The sequence below is a fragment of the Myxococcus sp. AB025B genome (assembly GCF_006518215.1).
Taxonomy (GTDB): Bacteria; Myxococcota; Myxococcia; order Myxococcales; family Myxococcaceae; genus Myxococcus; species Myxococcus fulvus.
This window is the reverse complement of sequence record NZ_SRLW01000018.1, coordinates 24,714-40,443: the sequence shown is the minus strand read 5'-3', so window position 1 is coordinate 40,443 and position 15,730 is coordinate 24,714. Positions and strand designations below refer to the sequence as shown.

General features: G+C 70.4%; 14 protein-coding genes. 10 read left to right on the top strand and 4 right to left on the bottom strand.

The genetic code is table 11. The features are described 5' to 3' along the window. Positions 1–23 precede the first annotated feature (23 nt). On the top strand, positions 24–1,310 hold the full coding sequence (locus tag FL311_RS05015) for an SEC-C metal-binding domain-containing protein (protein WP_141323803.1): 1,287 nt from the start codon (positions 24–26) through the stop codon (positions 1,308–1,310). A gap of 289 nt (positions 1,311–1,599) precedes the next feature. On the opposite strand, the gene FL311_RS05010 is transcribed toward FL311_RS05015, so the two are convergent. Next, positions 1,600–2,214: a TetR/AcrR family transcriptional regulator gene (locus FL311_RS05010; RefSeq protein ID WP_141323802.1), complete on the bottom strand. Its 615-nt coding sequence runs from the start codon at positions 2,212–2,214 to the stop codon at positions 1,600–1,602. 165 nt (positions 2,215–2,379) lie between these two features. Here FL311_RS05010 and FL311_RS05005 point away from each other — a divergent pair, with 165 nt between their 5' ends. Continuing rightward, positions 2,380–3,612 carry an acetyl-CoA C-acyltransferase gene (locus tag FL311_RS05005; protein ID WP_141323801.1) on the top strand — a complete coding sequence of 411 codons (1,233 nt, stop codon included), beginning with the start codon at positions 2,380–2,382 and terminating at the stop codon, positions 3,610–3,612. A gap of 86 nt (positions 3,613–3,698) precedes the next feature. Here the strand turns inward: FL311_RS05005 and FL311_RS05000 are convergent, their stop codons facing one another. Continuing rightward, positions 3,699–4,283, bottom strand: a complete 585-nt coding sequence (locus FL311_RS05000) for an SRPBCC family protein (protein ID WP_141323800.1) — start codon at positions 4,281–4,283, stop codon at positions 3,699–3,701. Positions 4,284–4,612: 329 nt separating this feature from the next. On the opposite strand from FL311_RS05000, the gene FL311_RS04995 reads away from it, so the two are divergent. The 3 genes from FL311_RS04995 to FL311_RS04985 all read left to right on the top strand — a co-directional run bounded on the left by FL311_RS04995 (position 4,613) and on the right by FL311_RS04985 (position 7,253). Next, positions 4,613–4,969 carry a YciI family protein gene (locus FL311_RS04995; protein ID WP_194869058.1) on the top strand — a complete coding sequence of 119 codons (357 nt, stop codon included), beginning with the start codon at positions 4,613–4,615 and terminating at the stop codon, positions 4,967–4,969. 208 nt (positions 4,970–5,177) lie between these two features. Further along, complete coding sequence (locus FL311_RS04990) at positions 5,178–5,993, top strand: hypothetical protein (protein WP_141323798.1); 816 nt, start codon at positions 5,178–5,180, stop codon at positions 5,991–5,993. A gap of 291 nt (positions 5,994–6,284) precedes the next feature. Next, positions 6,285–7,253: a hypothetical protein gene (locus FL311_RS04985; protein ID WP_141323797.1), complete on the top strand. Its 969-nt coding sequence runs from the start codon at positions 6,285–6,287 to the stop codon at positions 7,251–7,253. Positions 7,254–7,332: 79 nt separating this feature from the next. Here FL311_RS04985 and FL311_RS04980 read toward each other — a convergent pair whose 3' ends face one another. Both FL311_RS04980 and FL311_RS04975 read right to left on the bottom strand, forming a co-directional pair. Continuing rightward, positions 7,333–9,096: a DUF885 domain-containing protein gene (locus FL311_RS04980; protein WP_141323796.1), complete on the bottom strand. Its 1,764-nt coding sequence runs from the start codon at positions 9,094–9,096 to the stop codon at positions 7,333–7,335. A gap of 74 nt (positions 9,097–9,170) precedes the next feature. Then, positions 9,171–9,872: a sulfite exporter TauE/SafE family protein gene (locus FL311_RS04975; protein WP_141323795.1), complete on the bottom strand. Its 702-nt coding sequence runs from the start codon at positions 9,870–9,872 to the stop codon at positions 9,171–9,173. 48 nt (positions 9,873–9,920) lie between these two features. Here FL311_RS04975 and FL311_RS04970 point away from each other — a divergent pair, with 48 nt between their 5' ends. The 5 genes from FL311_RS04970 to FL311_RS04950 are packed head-to-tail and all read left to right on the top strand — an operon-like array spanning position 9,921 to position 15,713. Continuing rightward, positions 9,921–12,428, top strand: coding sequence for a heavy metal translocating P-type ATPase metal-binding domain-containing protein (locus FL311_RS04970; protein WP_141323794.1), 2,508 nt, complete (start codon positions 9,921–9,923; stop codon positions 12,426–12,428). Next, positions 12,425–12,619 carry a hypothetical protein gene (locus FL311_RS04965; protein WP_046715444.1) on the top strand — a complete coding sequence of 65 codons (195 nt, stop codon included), beginning with the start codon at positions 12,425–12,427 and terminating at the stop codon, positions 12,617–12,619. The genes FL311_RS04970 and FL311_RS04965 overlap by 4 nt, the downstream gene beginning before the upstream one ends. 4 nt (positions 12,620–12,623) lie before the next feature. Further along, positions 12,624–14,990: a cytochrome-c oxidase, cbb3-type subunit I gene (gene ccoN, locus FL311_RS04960; RefSeq protein WP_141323793.1), complete on the top strand. Its 2,367-nt coding sequence runs from the start codon at positions 12,624–12,626 to the stop codon at positions 14,988–14,990. Next, positions 14,990–15,169 carry a cbb3-type cytochrome c oxidase subunit 3 gene (locus tag FL311_RS04955; RefSeq protein ID WP_074950417.1) on the top strand — a complete coding sequence of 60 codons (180 nt, stop codon included), beginning with the start codon at positions 14,990–14,992 and terminating at the stop codon, positions 15,167–15,169. Before ccoN ends, FL311_RS04955 begins: the two co-directional genes overlap by 1 nt. After that, on the top strand, positions 15,162–15,713 hold the full coding sequence (locus FL311_RS04950) for a cbb3-type cytochrome c oxidase N-terminal domain-containing protein (RefSeq protein ID WP_141323792.1): 552 nt from the start codon (positions 15,162–15,164) through the stop codon (positions 15,711–15,713). Before FL311_RS04955 ends, FL311_RS04950 begins: the two co-directional genes overlap by 8 nt. The last annotated feature ends 17 nt before the right edge of the window (positions 15,714–15,730 follow it).

The window sequence follows — 15,730 nt, the reverse complement described above, 5'->3', positions numbered from 1 at the left end:
CCGCGAGCCGAGAGGCGCAGCCCTTGAGTCAGAAGAAGCCCGGCCGAAACGACCCGTGTCCTTGTGGCAGTGGCAAGAAGTACAAGGTCTGCCACGCCAGTGAGGACCGCGCCCGCGCCGCGCCGCCTGTTGCCCCCACCTCGGGGCAGACCGCTGTCCGGAAGGAACTCGAAAACCCGGACGTGAGCTACCTGGCCGTCGCGCTGGACCGGTTCGGGAAGCTGCTCGCGGAGTGGGGGCCCGGGCCCGGGCTGCGCTTCGACGCGGAGGCGTTCGACAAGCACGTGGGCCAGGAGCTCGCGCGCATCTCCGAGGTGGAGACGCTGGACGCCAACCAGGCCCACCGGGAGCTGCTCGTGGGCACCGTGAAGGCCCTGGCGACGAAGTCGTTCCTGGACCGGCTCGCGGCCGTGCTGCGTGCGCGCAGCGAGGAGCCCGGACTCCCGGCCGAGGACCAGCGCGCGCTGCGCGCCTGCGCCGTCATCGCGGGCGCCTCGAAGGCGTCCAGCCGCCTGCGCCCCGAGAACAACCCCATCCTCGACGTGGTCTTCGACGTGCAGTTCCGCGAGTGGAGCACGCGCCACAAGGAGTGGCTGGCCAAGTACGAGCTGCTCGCGAGCGGGATGTCGGAGGGCTCGCTGTCGGAGGAGGCGCGCAAGGCGCTCCAGCAGGCCCGCGACGGCGACGTGGACGCGCTGGTGGACTACGTGAAGGAGGACCCCGGGCTCGCCGAGCGCATCGCCCGCGAGGCCAAGGAGCGCGCGGCGCGCGTGGAGGCGAAGCTGCGTGAGCCCTCGACTCCGCCCGTGTTCGCGCCCGAGGAGGAGCTCTGGCTCACCTGTGTCCTCTGGGAGCCGATGCAGGCCCTGAAGGGACTGCCCCAGGGCGCGGAGCCGGCGCAGCGCCGCGAGGCCGTGACAGCGCTGCTGCGCGGCGTGAAGGACGCGCTGGACGAGGTCTTCCTCGCGGGGATGCTGAACCGCATGCGCCAGAAGTCCCAGGACGCCACGGTCGACGAGGCCCTGCGTGCCTGGTACGCGGACGCCGCCATCGCCTTCGAGGCCGAGCCCGCGCGCATGTCGCTGGCCGCGCTCCTCACCGCGAGGCAGGAGGCTCAAGGGCGCTCGGCGGAGGAGATGGTGGCGCTCGCGGACCTCAAGGCGCTCACCACCTGGACGCCCGAGAGCTTCGAGCCCTACCGGCAGCTGCTCCTCCAGATGAACCTGCCCGCGTCGGCCGAGCGCATCCAGCGCTGCCAGGAATGGCTGAAGACACACCCGGTGGCGCTGCGTGCCGCCACCCCGGAGTGACGCGCGGCTCCACCCCGTGATGCCTCGAGCGTCGCGACCTTGAGTCAGGGTCGCGACAAGCGCTGAAGCGGCTTGGCGCCAGGGTGACCCCCGACGACGCAGCCGGTCGTCTCCCCGCGTTCGCGGAAGATACCGTCGCGTGCTCTCTTCCGCGGGCGTCAACTGCCCGGTCACAACGCCCCCGCTTCGTGAGGACGTTCTTCTCCAGGGCCTGCGAGTCCTTGGCGGACACGCGCTGTTCGTCCGGGAGAAGTGCCCGCGGTTCGTCAGCCTCCAGAGCCCGCGGCTCCTACTTCTTCGGGTCGCTCTTCTCCGCGGCCCGCGAGTCCTCCGCCGACAGCATCGCCACGCGGCGGGCCGCCTTGAGCACCTCATCCGAGATGGGGCTGCCCGCCGTCGCCTTCGCCAGGGTCAACGCGCCCACGCACAGCGCATACGTCGCCAGGGCCCGCTCCCGCGCGGTGGCGCGCTCGTCCGTGGACAGGTGCGGTGTGAAGCTCTCCACCGTCAGGTTCAGCTCCTCCGCCAGCGCCTGCTTCACCTCCGCCTCGCCGCGCACCACGTCCGACAGCACGGCGGGCAGGGCACACGGCGGCACCGGCGCGTCCCGGTGGGCCCGCGAGAGGTAGCGGCGCACCAGGTGGTTGAGCCACTCGGCGCCCTTCAAGTCCTCCAGTCCCTGCGGCCAGTCCACCCGCTGGCGACTCATGATGCGCTGGAGCGACTCGATGAGCAGCGCCTGCTTCGAGCCGAAGTGCGCATAGAACCCGCCCACCGTCAGCCCGGCCGCGCGCATCACGGTGTCCACGCTCGTCGTCAAAAAGCCCTTCTGGCGGAACAGCCCGCCTGCGGCCTCCAGGATTCGCTCATGCGTGGACTGCTTCTGCTCCGGGGGATGCGGCATCCGACTCTCACCTCGCTGTACACCATTATACACGTCATGGGGTGCGCTCCGCCTCCCATCCAGCTCCGTCCGCTTCCTCGTCACCTCCGGGTTGCGACCATATTATGCCCATAATATTGTTGAGACAGGGCGGCGCGACGTCGCCCGTGAATGGAGGGCTGGTCGATGGATGCCTACATCTTGGATGCGGTCCGGACTCCGCGTGCCCGGGCGAGGCCCGGGAAGGGAGCGCTCAGCGGGCTGCACCCGCAGGAGCTGTTGGCCCAGACGCTGAAGCAGTTGCCGCTGCGCACGGGCGTGGACGTCTCGGACGTGGACGACGTGGTGGTGGGGGCGGTGTCGCAAATCGAGGCGCAGGGCGCGAACATCGCGCGCAACGCGGTGCTCGCCGCCGGCTGGCCCCTCTCCATTCCGGGCTTCAGCCTCAACCGCTTCTGTGGCTCCGGCCTCCAGTCGATGTCGGTGGCGGCCATGGGCGTGGCCTCCGGGGCCCAGCGTTTGGTGGTGGCGGGCGGCGTCGAGCAGATGAGCCGCTACGGCCTCAACGCGGACGGTGGTGGCACGGACGGCGGCAACGTCGACCTGCGTCGGCGCTTCTTCCAGGTGCCCCAGGGCATCTCCGCGGACCTCATCGCCACGCTGGAGGGCTTCACGCGCGAGGAGCTGGATGCCTTCGGCCTGCGCTCGCAGCAGCTCGCGGCGCGCGCCCAGGCGGAGGGCCGCTTCCTGCGGAGCCTGTTCCCGGTGAAGGACCCGCACACGGGCGAGGTGCTGCTCACGGCGGATGACCATCCGCGGCCGGACACGACGGCCCAGAAGCTGGCCGCGCTCGCGCCCGCCTTCACGCAGCTCGGCGCGCGCGTCGAGGGCCCGAACGGTGAGACGCTCGACGAGCTGGCGCTCCAGGCCTACCCGCGCGCGGGCGCCGTGCGGCACCTGCACACGGCGGGCACCGCGAGCGGAATCGCGGACGGCGCGGGCGCCATCCTGGTGGCGTCGAAGGACTACGTGCGCGCGCACGGCCTGAAGCCGAGGGCGCGAATCCGCTCGGTGTCCGCCGTGGGGAGCGACCCGGTGCTGATGCTGACCGGGCCGGCGCTGGCGTCTCGCAAGGCGCTGGACGCCGCGGGGCTGAAGGCGCGGGACATCGACCTCTGGGAGGTCAACGAGGCCTTCGCCGCGGTGGTGCTACAGACGGCGCGGGCGCTGGAGATTGATATCGACCGCGTCAACGTCAACGGCGGCGCCATCGCCCTGGGCCATCCGCTGGGCGCGACGGGGAGCATCCTGGTCGGCACCGCCCTGGACGAGCTGGAGCGCACGGGGAAGTCGCTCGCGCTGGTGACGTTGTGCACCAGTGGCGGGCAGGCGGTGGCGGCGGTGCTGGAGCGCGGCTGAGCCGAGCTGTCCCAACAGCATCATCAGCATCATCGAGGTGTCCTCCCCAGGGGACGGCCCTGGGGACGCGTGGGGAAGGAGAGGCTTTAGTGGGAGAGCGCGGGCGAGGCCTCGCTGCGCGCGGACTGGGTGGACTTGCGCGCCAGCTCCTTCGCCGCCGTCTCCAGGTCCGCCAGGCCCTTCTCCTGCTGTCCGCCGACGAAGGACTCCATGAAGCCGAAGGCCGTCATCGCCTTGCCCATGAAGGTGTTGGGGCCGGACATGCTCCACGTGACGAGCGTGCCCTTCTCCCCGGGGCGCAGCGTGAAGTCCGCGCGGTTGACGGCGGCGAAGGGCTCGATGAACTCCAGGCGGATGGCGACGAGCTCGCCGGGCTTGCTCTCCAGGATCGTCATCTTGCCCGAGCCGATGTTGCGGTTGCCCTGGTAGGCATAGGTGGCGCCCACGCCCTCCGCGGGGCCCTCGTAGCTGCGCGTCATGTTGGGGTCGACGTTCTCGTAGGGCGACCACTGCCGCCACTCGGAGAAGTTGTTGATGAGCGCGTGGATGGCCTCCGGCGGCGCCTGGATCTCTCGGCTGCGCGCGATGAGGAACGAGTCCGGACGGGTGGCGATGAAGGCAACCAGCCCGACGATGAGCATGACGATAGCGATGCCAATGACCTTGGCCATGTGAGTTCTCCCTGGGGGGTGGGTTGGAATCCCGGCTTCAAAAGGGCGACGAACGGCCTTTCGGGGGATCGACACGACCCCCGTTTTTCCCGCGCCGGACGGCGCAACCTCCTGGCATTGCTGGGGAATCCCGGCGTGCGAAAATGCCCGGATAATTCACGCGGCGCCCACGCCCTCCGCGCGCTCACCGGGTGGCATACCTGGGGCGTGGGTGGGCAACACGGATGTGTCGATCTCGACATGTCTCATTCGTCGCGCAGATGGAGCCACGGCTCGACACCCGCGAGAGCGGGCGAGGAGGCGTGGCGTGTGCACCGCAGAAAGGCGCGATGATGCGATTCATCCTGTTGTTGAAGGCCCGCCTGGAGACGGAGTCGGGAGGCCCGGCGAGTCGAGCGCTCATCACCGCAATGGACCGCTACAACGATGAGCTGGTGCGGGCGGGGGTGTTGCTCGACGCGGCGGGACTTCATCCCTCGTCACGCGGCGCGCTTATCGACTTCTCACAAGGCAAGCGGACGGTGACGACCGGGCCCTTCGCCTCGTCCGACGCGCTGATTGCCGGGTTCTGGATGATTCAGGTGAAGACGCGCGAGGAGGCGCTGGAGTGGGCGCGCCGGTGTCCCCTCCTGCCCGGAAGCGACGATGCGCAGATCGAGCTGCGGCAGGTGCTTGAGCCCACCTAGCTGGCGGAGCTGGCGCGCGAGCCGGTGGCGCAGGACGCATGGCCCCGCGCGGCGGGCTCACGCTCCTGAGTCGAGCGGCTCTCAGGGGGGCGAGGTGGCCGGAAGTACGCTCCGGCAGCGGGGGCATCACGGTGGGGTGGAGGTGGGCGCGCCCCTCATGCCCTTCGCGGCGAAACGTGCTCCACTGCCGTCAGAGCGAGGTGGGCACATGAAGGTGGTGGCACTCGTGGCGGCCGCGCCGGACATGCAGTCTGCGGCCAAGGCGCTGGCGGCGGTGACGGGCATGGCGCTGGCGGAGGCGCGGATGCGGTTGGCGCCGGAAGCGCCGGCGTTGCTGGCGCGGCTCGCGCCCGAGGCGGCGGAGACGCTCGTGGAGGCGCTTCGGAGCGAGGGGCTCGCGGTGCTCGCGGTGGACGAGCAGGGATTGGGGCGTGAGTGGCTCTCGGCGCGGCGGGTGACGTTCGGCGAGGACGCGGTGACGTTCAGCGCGCGCTCCGGTGAAGCGCAGTCCTGGAGCTGGCGTGACGTGGCGGTGGTGCTGCGAGGCGCGAGTTCCGTGCGCACGCGCAGCGAGCACAAGGAGCAGCCCAGCAAGATGGAGGTGGCCAAGGCCTACGGGCTGGCCATCGCCTCACATGGGCTGATGTTGCCGCGCACGGGGGCGAAGACAGTGCGGCAGGAGTCGGAGGAGACGACGCAGGTCATCTACGTCTTCTCTCGCGGCGGCCAGGGAGCGCTGCTGAGCGAGCACGGCATGGAGTTCTCCTGCCTGGGCCCGGCGATGCAGCCCTCGCGCATCGCGAACATGACGGTGCTGGTGCGGAGGTTGTGCGAGCGGGCACCGGAGGCCTTCCACGACGAGCGGCTCCTGCGGCTGGGACGACGTCCGCTTCCCGTCGTGGTGGGCGATTCGACGCAGACGTCGACGAACAATGTGTCGGTGCGGACGGTGAGCTCGCTGCCCGGCATGGACGTGCTCGCCGAGGTGCTGCGTCAGGCCGTGGCCCTGCGCCTGCTGGAGTGACGACCTCCTGTTGGAGACCTTCGGCGCCGGCCCTGGGAGTCCCGATGAGAGACCCGGGCCGCGACAGGTGCTCGAGCCCACCGAGGTGTCGCTCGCGGGGACCCGGGGATTCTCCGCGTCGGCGGGTGGGCTCGTCCGTGTGTTCCTTGTTCACTGCTCGTGGTAGATTCGTGGGCTTGAATGAGCCGGCCCTTGGGGGGCTGGAGAAGCGAGGGGGAGATGAGTGATTGGCGCGTGAAGTTGTCACCACAGGCACGGGTGTACGTCCCGCCGCGGGAGGCCCGAGCTCAGGTGTCGTCCGAGGTCCCGGTGAAGACGGGCGGTGTGCGAGGGCCCGTGGATGAATTCGTGGGCACTCCGGGCGCGAGGGGAAGGAGCAGGGCCCATCTGCTGGACGGTGGGACCTCCAGCGTCGCGATGACGCAGCTGCTCCAGGCGCAGACGCCCACGCCCGAGCCGACGCGTCCGACCTGGGACCCCGAGGCAGGGCAAGCCTTCCTGAATGACGGAGAGACGTGGAGCCCGGTCGACGTGCCGTATGAGCGATACGCGTGGCTGGGGGAGGTGCGGCGCCAGGACGACTCCGTCTACCTCATCGAGCCGGACGCGCAGGCGGTGCGCGAGGATGACAACGCCAACTGGTGCGCGACGCTGGCGTGGGACTTCCTGGGGGCCGCCGTGCCGGGGTGGTCCTCGCAGGCGACACGGGACGGCGCGGCGGCGGACTACGAGAAGACCTCTTCCGAGGCCGTCTGGGCGCAAGTCGTGGGGCAGCAGGTTCCCGAGGCAGGCCTCGCGGTGAGCCTGCCGGTATCCTCCACCGGTGAGTCGCTGGACTTCCAGGCGGTGGAGACCTTCACCTCCGAGACGGATACCTCGATGGACTCCCCGCCGACGCTGACCTCGTTGGCGGACATTCCCGTGGGGGAGTCCCGCGCCATCGTCATGCGCCCGTTGAACGGCGACGGGACGTCGAACGGCGACGCGACGGGGCACTGGGTCATCGTGGAGCGCGTCTCCGAGGACGAGTACCGCATCCACCAGTCCGCGCCCGGCAACTGGGTCATGGCGGGCATGTCGGCGCCGCAGGGAGGCACCTTCACCCAGACCTTCACCGGCCCGGATGCCGCCCAGCAGGTGAGCGACTGCGTGCAGCGACAGAGCAAATTCGCCTCGGAGAACCAGGGTTCGAGTCGCTACGGGCTTGTCGTCCTGGAGCCCACGCCGCCCCCGGAGCGTCGCAGCGAGTCGGTGGCGTGAAGCGTGGGGGCTGGGACCTCCCAGCCCCGTCACGTGTCACCTGAGGCAGCGCCTCGAGTGCCGCTGGCCCTCGAGGGCGTTACTCCTCGCCGAGCAGCAGCTGGCGGACGATGGGCACGGGCGGGTAGCCGTAGGACACCACCTCGTCGTGGAAGCGCAGGAGCGAGAAGTCCTTGCCCCACTTCACGCGCGCCTCCTCGCGCAGGTCCATCAGCATCTTCTTGCCCAGCGCATAGACCAGGTACGTGGGGTCGGAGGTGCCGCGGCGCGCCTCGCGCTCCGCGTTCGTCCTGGTCATGAACGCCTCCTCCTCGAACAGGCGCACCGCCTGCTCGTACGTCATGCCGCGCGTGTGCAGGGACAGGCCCGCCACGTAGCGCGCGAGCCGCTGGAGGTAGAGCGCCAGCTGGTTCAGCCGCAGCTTGTCCGCGCCCGGCCCCGAGCGTCCGCCGTAGCCCTCGTCGAGCATCATCTGCTCGGTGTACAGGCCCCAGCCCTCGGAGAAGGACGCGGAGCCGAGCAGCCGCCGCACCTTGGACTCCACCCGGTTGGTCCACAGGAACTGCACGTAGTGTCCGGGATAGGCCTCGTGGATGGACACGAGCGGCAGCGCGTGGTGGTTGTAGAAGCTCATGTGCTGCTCGGTCTGCTCGGCGCTCCACGTCGGGTCCGGCGGCGTGACGTAGTAGTACGCCTCCGTCGCGCGCTGCTCGAACGGGCCGGGCGTGCTCATGCTCGCGAAGGACAGCGAGCGGTTGAAGGACGGCGTCTCCGCCACCTGCGCGCGGACCTCGCTGGGCACGGTGATGATGCGCTCACGGATGAGGAACGCGCGGATGTCCTCCAGCGTCGCGGTGGTGGTGGGCACCAGCTCCGCGGGCGTGGGGTGCTCCTTGCTCAGCTCCCGGTACACGTCCATGGGCGCCTTGCCCGGCCCGAGCCGGCCCGCGACCTCGCGGAACCGGGCCTGGGTGCGCTGCATCTCCGCGTGCCCCCACGCGAGCAGGGAGTCGATGCTCTCCGTCACGCCCTCCTCGTAGAGGAGCTTCTGGCGGTAGGTGTCCTCGCCAATCGCGAAGTCGCCCTTCGAGCGCGGCAGCAGGTCCTCGCGCAGGAAGCGGATGTACGCGTCGATGGCCGCGAGACACCGCGCCTGTTCCCGCTGGAAGGCCTGGTTGAGCGCGGCGTCCTTCACGGGCGCGAAGGCCTGGGGCAGCGTCTGCGCGTAGAGCGCGCGAGTGCCCTGGGCCTGCTGGAGGGCGATGTCGGTCCAGATTCGCGGCGGGTTGTTCAGCGCGGCCTGGGCGGCCGAGAACAGCTCCGGCACCTTCGTCATGCGGCCCACCGCCGAGCGCATCCGCTCCTCCAGCGGCGCGAAGTCGCGGTTGATGAGCTGGAACACCGCGTTGGACGCCTGGCCCAGCGCCGCGTTGGGGTTGCGCTCCCACGAGCGCACCACCTCGTAGTCGAGGATGCGCGCGCGGAAGTGGTTCTCCAGGATGTCGTAGTCGGCGCGGTCCTGCGCGGGCAGCGCGCGGCGGTCCACGGTCTTCGGCAGCGCCGCGAGCCGGTCCTTCAGATAGGCCAGGTGCGACGCGCGCTCCTCGGCGGTGAAGCCCCGCAGCTCGCCGTCATACGTGTGCACGCCGGCCGAGGTCGCGGACAGGGGGAAGCGGCGGAACTGCTCGTCGAAGTGCGCGTCGACGAAGCTCCGCAGTGCCACCTGCGCGGGCGCGAGCGTGGGCGCGGCCTGTGTCGACGGCGCCTCCGCGGTGGCGGTGCGCGACGTGGTGCAGCCCGTGGACAACAGCAGCAACGCGGCGAGGAGGCGTGGCGCGGTCATGTCAGCTCGGCGGAAGAGAGGGGAGGTGAGCCTCGCCGAGCCAGGGGCCCACGACAAGCGCGGGACGGCGACCCTCAGTGGCAGTGCGGCGACGTGTCCACCGCGCGCATGACGAGCACCGCCGCCGCGATGAGCGGCATTGCCCGACGAAGCAGGAAATCCGAGAGCCGCGGCCGACGACTCCACAGGCTCGACTGGAGCTGCGCGCCGAGCAGCGCGGGAAGCCCGCCCAGCGCGAAGGCGCCCATCACCAGCGCGCCACCGCTGAACGAGCCGCTCGCGAGCGCCACCGCGAACACGCCGTAGAGCAGGCCGCAGGGGAGCAACGGTGTCACCGCACCCATTGCGCCCGCTCGCGCCGTCGACGAAAACTTTGCGCTCCATCGCGCGATGGTGCCCGTGAGCCGCGCGAGCCCAGGCAGGGGAGGCAGGCGCTTTCCCACCTCCAGCGCGGAGGCCACCAGCGCGGCGGCCATCAGCCAGGGGAGATACGGGCGGGTGGACACGGCGAGCACGCTCGTGACGCCGCCGCCCAGCGCGCCCAGCAGGCCTCCCACGAGCGCATACGCGGCCAGGCGCGCGCCCTGGTAGGCGAGCAGGGCTCGACGTCGCTCAGGGCCTTGGAGGGCGGGCAGGCCCGCGCACGCCAGCGGTCCACACATGAGGAAGCAGTGCACGCTTCCCGTCAGGCCTACCGTGAGTGCTCCCAGCGCACCCGCCACCAGCGTGGGAGTGGGAGTCAGCGCCGTCAGCAGCAGCGAGGTGTCGAGAGCCATGCACGACTCCTTCGCAACAGGCATGCCGTTCGCAAGGTGACAGCCTGCATGGCTGATCCCGCGCAAACCCGGCCCGACGAGGCCCTCTGCCTCCACTGTGGCAGCCGCGTGCCGGAGGGCGCCAGCGCGCGCGAGTTCTGCTGCGCGGGCTGTGAGGCGGTCCACGGCCTGTTGGTGTCGCAGGGGCTGACCCGCTACTACCAGCTCACGGGTGGCAAGACGTCGCCGGCGGCGGAGCCCGCGCGGGGACGGGGGCTTGCGTGGCTGGAGCCGCTGGCGACGAAGGCGGAGGCGGCGCCGGGCGCGCTGTGCTCGCTCGAGCTGGACGTGCAGGGCATCCACTGCGCGGCCTGTGTGTGGTTGATGAACGAGCTGTTCCGTCGGCAGCCCGGAGGCGCGGGCTTCACGGTGGACCCGGCGCTGGGCAAGGCGCGGATGCAGTGGCGGCGCGGTGCTTTCGACGTGGCGGGCTTCCTGCGCGCGGTGGAGGGCTTCGGCTACCTCTTCGGGCCCAGTCGCAAGCGGCCCGCGCCGGCGAGCCTGGATTTGCCCATCCGACTGGGCATCTGCGTGGCGCTCACGATGAACGTGATGCTGTTCTCGGTGAGCTTCTACGTGGGGCTCGCGCCCGAGGACGGCGAGCTCTTCGGGCTCTTCACGCGGCTGAGCCTGTGGCTGTCCACGGTGGTGGTGCTGGTGGGCGGCTGGCCGTTCTTCCGCTCGGCATGGCAGGGGCTGCGTCGGGGCGTGCCGCACCTGGACCTGCCGATTGCGTTGGGCATCCTGCTGGTGTTCGGCACATCGCTGGTGCAGGCGCGCGGCGGGCGGGGAGACCTGGCGTACTTCGACACGCTCAACACCTTCGTGACGCTGATGCTGGTGGGGCGCTGGCTCCAGCAGCGCGTGTTGGAGCGCAACCGCCGCTTCCTGCTCGAGGACGATGGGGCCGAGGGGCTCTTCGTCCGTCGACAGGAAGCGGACCAGCTCGTCACCGTGCGGGTGTCGCAGGTGGAGGAGCGGGATCTGCTCGTCATCGCGCCGGGCGACCTGGTGCCGGTGGACGCGGAGCTGCTCGATGCCCGCGCGCGGGTCTCCACGGATTGGATGACGGGAGAGCCCGACGAGCGCGAGGTGCTCGCGGGGCAGCCGCTGCCGGCGGGCGCGTTCAACGCGGGGCGCGAGGCGGTGCGGGCGCTGGCGACGCAGTCGTTCCAGGACTCGCCGCTGGTGGCGCTGTTGCGGCGTCCTCCGGAGGGCTCGGGGCGGAGCGCGGGGCACACGCGCTTCTGGGAGTCGGTGTCGCGGCGCTGGGTGGTGACGGTGCTGGCCGTGTCGGCGCTGGGGCTCGCGCTGTGGTGGCCGTCGGGGCCGGACAAGGCGCTCGAGGTGGCGGTGGCACTGCTGGTGGTGACGTGCCCTTGCGCCATCGGTATCGCCACACCGCTGGCGTACGAGCTGGTGCAGGCGCGGCTGCGTCGAGAGGGCTTCTTCATCCGCGCCACGGACCTGTTGGACCGCCTGCCGCGTGTGCGTCAGGTGCTGTTCGACAAGACGGGGACGCTGACGCTCGGTCGGATGGAGCTGGCGGACCGGAGCGTGGTGGAGTCGCTCGACGACGAGGCGCGGGATGTGGCCTTCAACCTGGCCTCGCGCAGCAACCACCCGGTGAGCCGGTGTCTGGCGGAGGCGCTGTCGCGCACGGGCGCCCGCTTCGTGCCGGAGGCCCGTGTCATCGAGCACCCGGGACAGGGGCTCGAGTGGATGCGAGACGGCGTGTCGTGGCGGCTGGGGCGCGCGGACTGGCGCGCCGCGCGTGGCGGAGAGGTTTCGGAAGTGGCTGGCCTCGCGCCGCTGACCACGCAGTCGGTCAGTGTTGCTGCCGGGACCACTCCGGCGCCGGCCTCGGTGGGTGGTGCACGTGGCACGGTGCTCTTTCGCGACAACACGCGCGTCGCCGCCTTCCCCTTGCGCGAAGCGCTGCGCCCCGACGCCCGCCGCGAGGTCTCCGCGCTCCAGGCCGAGGGCCACGCGGTGTGGCTCATCTCCGGCGACGCTCCCGCGCGGGTGCGCGAGCTGGCGGGCTCGCTCGGTGTGCCCGAAGCGCGGGCGCTCGGCGGACTGCGTCCGGAGGACAAGGCCTGCACGGTGTCGCGGCTGGGCTCGACGGACTCGCTGTACCTGGGCGATGGCGTCAACGACAGCCTCGCCTTCGAGCGGGCCCTGTGCGCGGGCACGCCCGCCATCGACCGCCCGGTGATGCCGGGCAAGAGCGACTTCTTCCTGGTGGGAGAGGGCCTCGCGTCCCTGCGTGAGGCGCTGCGCCTGTCGCGCGAGCTGCACCAGGTGGTGCGCCGGCTGCTCACGCTGGCCATCGGCTACAACGTGGTGGCCGTCGCCGTGTGCCTGGTGGGCTGGATGACGCCCCTGCGCGCCGCGGTGGCGATGCCCGCCACCAGCCTGGCCACCGTCCTGTTCACCGTGTGGAGCCTGTCCGCGCCCCGTGCTCCCCGGCGCGACGCGGCGGGCCTCCCTCGCCCCACGGAGGTGCCCGCATGAACGTGCTCGTGCTCCAGGTCTTCGTGAGCCTGATGCTCGTGGCCAGCTCGGTGCTGCTGTTCGTCTACAGCATGCGCCACCGCGACCACGAGCAGGCGGACCGGCTCGCGCTCTTCCCGCTCGAGGAGGACAGCGCCCGCCCCGCGCGGCCGTCCGACGAGCGGACCTCGCCTTCGGCTTCCCAGGAGTGAATCCGTGCAACAACAGCGAATCGTCTATGACGACACCACGGTCCGCCGCTTCATCATCGCGGCGGTCATCTTCGGCATCGTGGGCATGGCGGTGGGAGCGCTGGTGGCCAGCCAGCTCGCGTGGTGGCAGGCCAACCTGGGCATCCCCTACCTGACGTACTCCCGCCTGCGCCCCCTGCACACCAACGCGGTCATCTTCGCGTTCGTGGGCAACATGATGTTCGCCGGCGTCTACTACTCCACGCAGCGCCTCTTGAAGGCGCGCATGGCGTCGGACCTGCTCTCCAACATCCACTTCTGGGGCTGGCAGCTCATCATCGTCGCCGCGGCGATAACCCTTCCCCTGGGCATCAGCACCTCCAAGGAGTACGCGGAGCTGGAGTGGCCCATCGACCTCGGCATCACCCTCATCTGGGTGGTGTTCGCCATCAACTTCTTCTGGACGCTGGCGAAGCGAAACGAGAAGAACCTCTACGTCGCCATCTGGTTCTACATCGCCACCATCATCACCGTGGCGGTGCTGCACATCGTCAACAGCCTGGCGCTGCCCCTGGATGGCCTCAAGAGCTACTCGGTCTTCTCCGGCGTGCAGGACGCGCTGGTGCAGTGGTGGTACGGCCACAACGCCGTCGCCTTCTTCCTGACCACGCCCATCCTGGGCATCATGTATTACTTCCTGCCCAAGGCGGCGGAGCGGCCGGTGTACTCGTACCGGCTGTCCATCATCCACTTCTGGGCCCTGGTCTTCATCTACATCTGGGCCGGCCCGCACCACCTGCTCTACACCGCGCTGCCGGACTGGGCGCAGTCCTTGGGCATGGTCTTCAGCGTGATGCTCTGGGCGCCGTCGTGGGGCGGCATGCTCAACGGCCTGCTGACGCTCAAGGGCGCCTGGTACAAGCTGCGCGATGACCCCGTCCTGAAGTTCCTCATCGCGGCCGTGACGTTCTACGGCATGGCGACGTTCGAGGGGCCGCTGCTCTCCATCAAGTCGGTGAGCGCGCTGGGCCACTACACGGACTGGATTGTCGGCCACGTGCACGGCGGCGCGCTCGGGTGGAACGGCTTCATGGCGGCCGGCATGTTCTACTGGCTGGTGCCCCGGCTGTACGGCACGAAGCTGCACTCGACGCGCTCGGCGGACGCGCACTTCTGGCTCGCGACGGTGGGCATCCTCCTCTACATCGTGTCGATGTGGGTCAGCGGCATCAGCCAGGGCCTCATGTGGCGCGCCACCAATCCGGACGGCACGCTGATGTACCCGAACTTCGTGGAGACGCTGCTGGCCATCCGGCCCATGTACATCGTCCGCTTCGTCGGCGGCTCCATGTACCTGGTGGGCTTCTGCATGATGGCGTGGAACCTCTGGAAGACGGCCCGCTCGGGCAAGGCCGTCGACGGCGAGACCACGGTGGTGGTGGGCGAGGAGCCGCACCACGCGGGAGCCCCCGTGCCCGTCCCGACGGCGCCGGCCTGGGTGCAGGTCATCACCGGTCGTCCGCTCATCTTCGCCATCGCCATCCTCACGGTGACGATGTTCCTGGGCTGGGCGAAGCCGGTGCGCGCGCTGGTGTTGATGGGCGGCATCATCGTGCTGGGTGAGCTGGCCTGGATCGTCACCCGCAGGGACCGCGAGGCGGGCCGTCCGTCCTGGTTCGCGCTCATCGAGGGGCGCCCGCTGGCCTTCACCGTGCTCACGCTCATCGCCATCCTCATCGGCGGCGTGGCGGAGCTGCTCCCCACCATCCTCATCCAGCAGGCGGTGCCCGCGCACGGCGAGGCGCAGAAGCCGTACTCGCCGCTGGAGCTCCAGGGCCGCGACCTCTACGTCCGCGAGGGTTGCTACACGTGCCACTCGCAGATGATTCGCCCCTTCGTGGCGGAGACGCAGCGCTACGGCGACGTGTCGCGCGCGGAGGAGTTCATCTACGACCACCCGTTCCAGTGGGGCAGCAAGCGCACGGGGCCTGATTTGCACCGCGTGGGCGGGCGCTACCCGAACCTCTGGCACTACACGCACCTGATGGACCCGCGCGCGACCAGCCCCGGCTCGAACATGCCGGCGTACCCGTGGCTCGCGGAGAACACCATCAAGGTGAAGGACGCGCCCAGGAAGCTGACACTGATGCAGAAGCTGGGCGTGCCGTACACGAACGCGGAGGTGGACGCGGCCGAGTCGCGGCAGAAGGCGCAGGGTGAGGCCATCGCCGCGGACCTGGCCACGCAGGGGGTCCAGGTGGCGTGGGACTCGGAGATGGTGGCCCTGGTGGCCTACCTCCAGCGCCTGGGCCGTGGACCGCAGGACGTGCCCGCGCCGTCGGATGTCGCGCCCACCGCGTCGGCGGCGGGCGTTCAGGGAGGGAGCCGCTGATGTACAAGCAATTCTACCAGGGGATGACGCTGGAAGAGCTGCCGCTCTTCGCGCTCGTCCTGTTCATCGCCGTCTTCCTGGGCGTGTGCGCCTGGGTCTTCGGGGCGCGCCGCAGCCAGGACTTCGACGCGCTGTCGCAGCTGCCGTTGTCGGAGCGCGGGGAGGGCGGCCATGAGTGACGAGAAGTCGCCGGTGCTCCATGTCTATGACGGCATCGAGGAGCACGACAACCAGCTGCCCAACTGGTGGCTGGCCATCCTGTGGACCACGCTCGTCTTCGGCGCGGGGTACTGGTTCTGGTACCACGTCGCCGAGGTGAGCCCCGGCCAGCTGGGCGAGTACGCCGCCGAGTCCGCCGAGCATGCCCAGCGCATGGCGAGCAACACGCCCGCCTCCGATGAGCTGCTGCTGGCGCTGGTGAAGGACCCGACGTCGCTGGAGAACGGCAAGGGCGTGTTCCAGGCCAACTGCGCCGCGTGCCACGGCGCGCAGGGGCAGGGGCTCATCGGCCCCAACCTGACGGACGGCTTCTGGCTGCACGGCGGCTCGCCCATGGCCATCCACAAGGTGGTGGCCGACGGCGCCGTGGCCAAGGGCATGCCCGCGTGGGAGCGCACGCTGGGGGCCGAGCGCGTCAAGGCCGTCACCGCGTACCTGCTGACGCTCAAGGGCACGAACGCACCGGGGGGGAAGGCCCCTCAGGGCGAGCCAGAGACGCCGTAGTCCTCGCGCTCCACCAG

Excerpts from the sequence above, each read along its gene's own strand:
- FL311_RS04950 (WP_141323792.1), top strand. The coding sequence starts at position 15,162 with ATGAGTGACGAGAAGTCGCCGGTGCTCCATGTCTATGACGGCATCGAG.
- FL311_RS04990 (WP_141323798.1), top strand. The coding sequence starts at position 5,178 with ATGAAGGTGGTGGCACTCGTGGCGGCCGCGCCGGACATGCAGTCTGCG.
- FL311_RS04965 (WP_046715444.1), top strand. The coding sequence starts at position 12,425 with ATGAACGTGCTCGTGCTCCAGGTCTTCGTGAGCCTGATGCTCGTGGCC.
- FL311_RS05000 (WP_141323800.1), bottom strand. The coding sequence starts at position 4,283 with ATGGCCAAGGTCATTGGCATCGCTATCGTCATGCTCATCGTCGGGCTG.
- FL311_RS05005 (WP_141323801.1), top strand. The coding sequence starts at position 2,380 with ATGGATGCCTACATCTTGGATGCGGTCCGGACTCCGCGTGCCCGGGCG.
- FL311_RS04975 (WP_141323795.1), bottom strand. The coding sequence starts at position 9,872 with ATGGCTCTCGACACCTCGCTGCTGCTGACGGCGCTGACTCCCACTCCC.
- FL311_RS04955 (WP_074950417.1), top strand. The coding sequence starts at position 14,990 with ATGTACAAGCAATTCTACCAGGGGATGACGCTGGAAGAGCTGCCGCTC.
- FL311_RS04995 (WP_194869058.1), top strand. The coding sequence starts at position 4,613 with ATGATGCGATTCATCCTGTTGTTGAAGGCCCGCCTGGAGACGGAGTCG.
- FL311_RS04970 (WP_141323794.1), top strand. The coding sequence starts at position 9,921 with ATGGCTGATCCCGCGCAAACCCGGCCCGACGAGGCCCTCTGCCTCCAC.
- FL311_RS05010 (WP_141323802.1), bottom strand. The coding sequence starts at position 2,214 with ATGCCGCATCCCCCGGAGCAGAAGCAGTCCACGCATGAGCGAATCCTG.
- FL311_RS04980 (WP_141323796.1), bottom strand. The coding sequence starts at position 9,096 with ATGACCGCGCCACGCCTCCTCGCCGCGTTGCTGCTGTTGTCCACGGGC.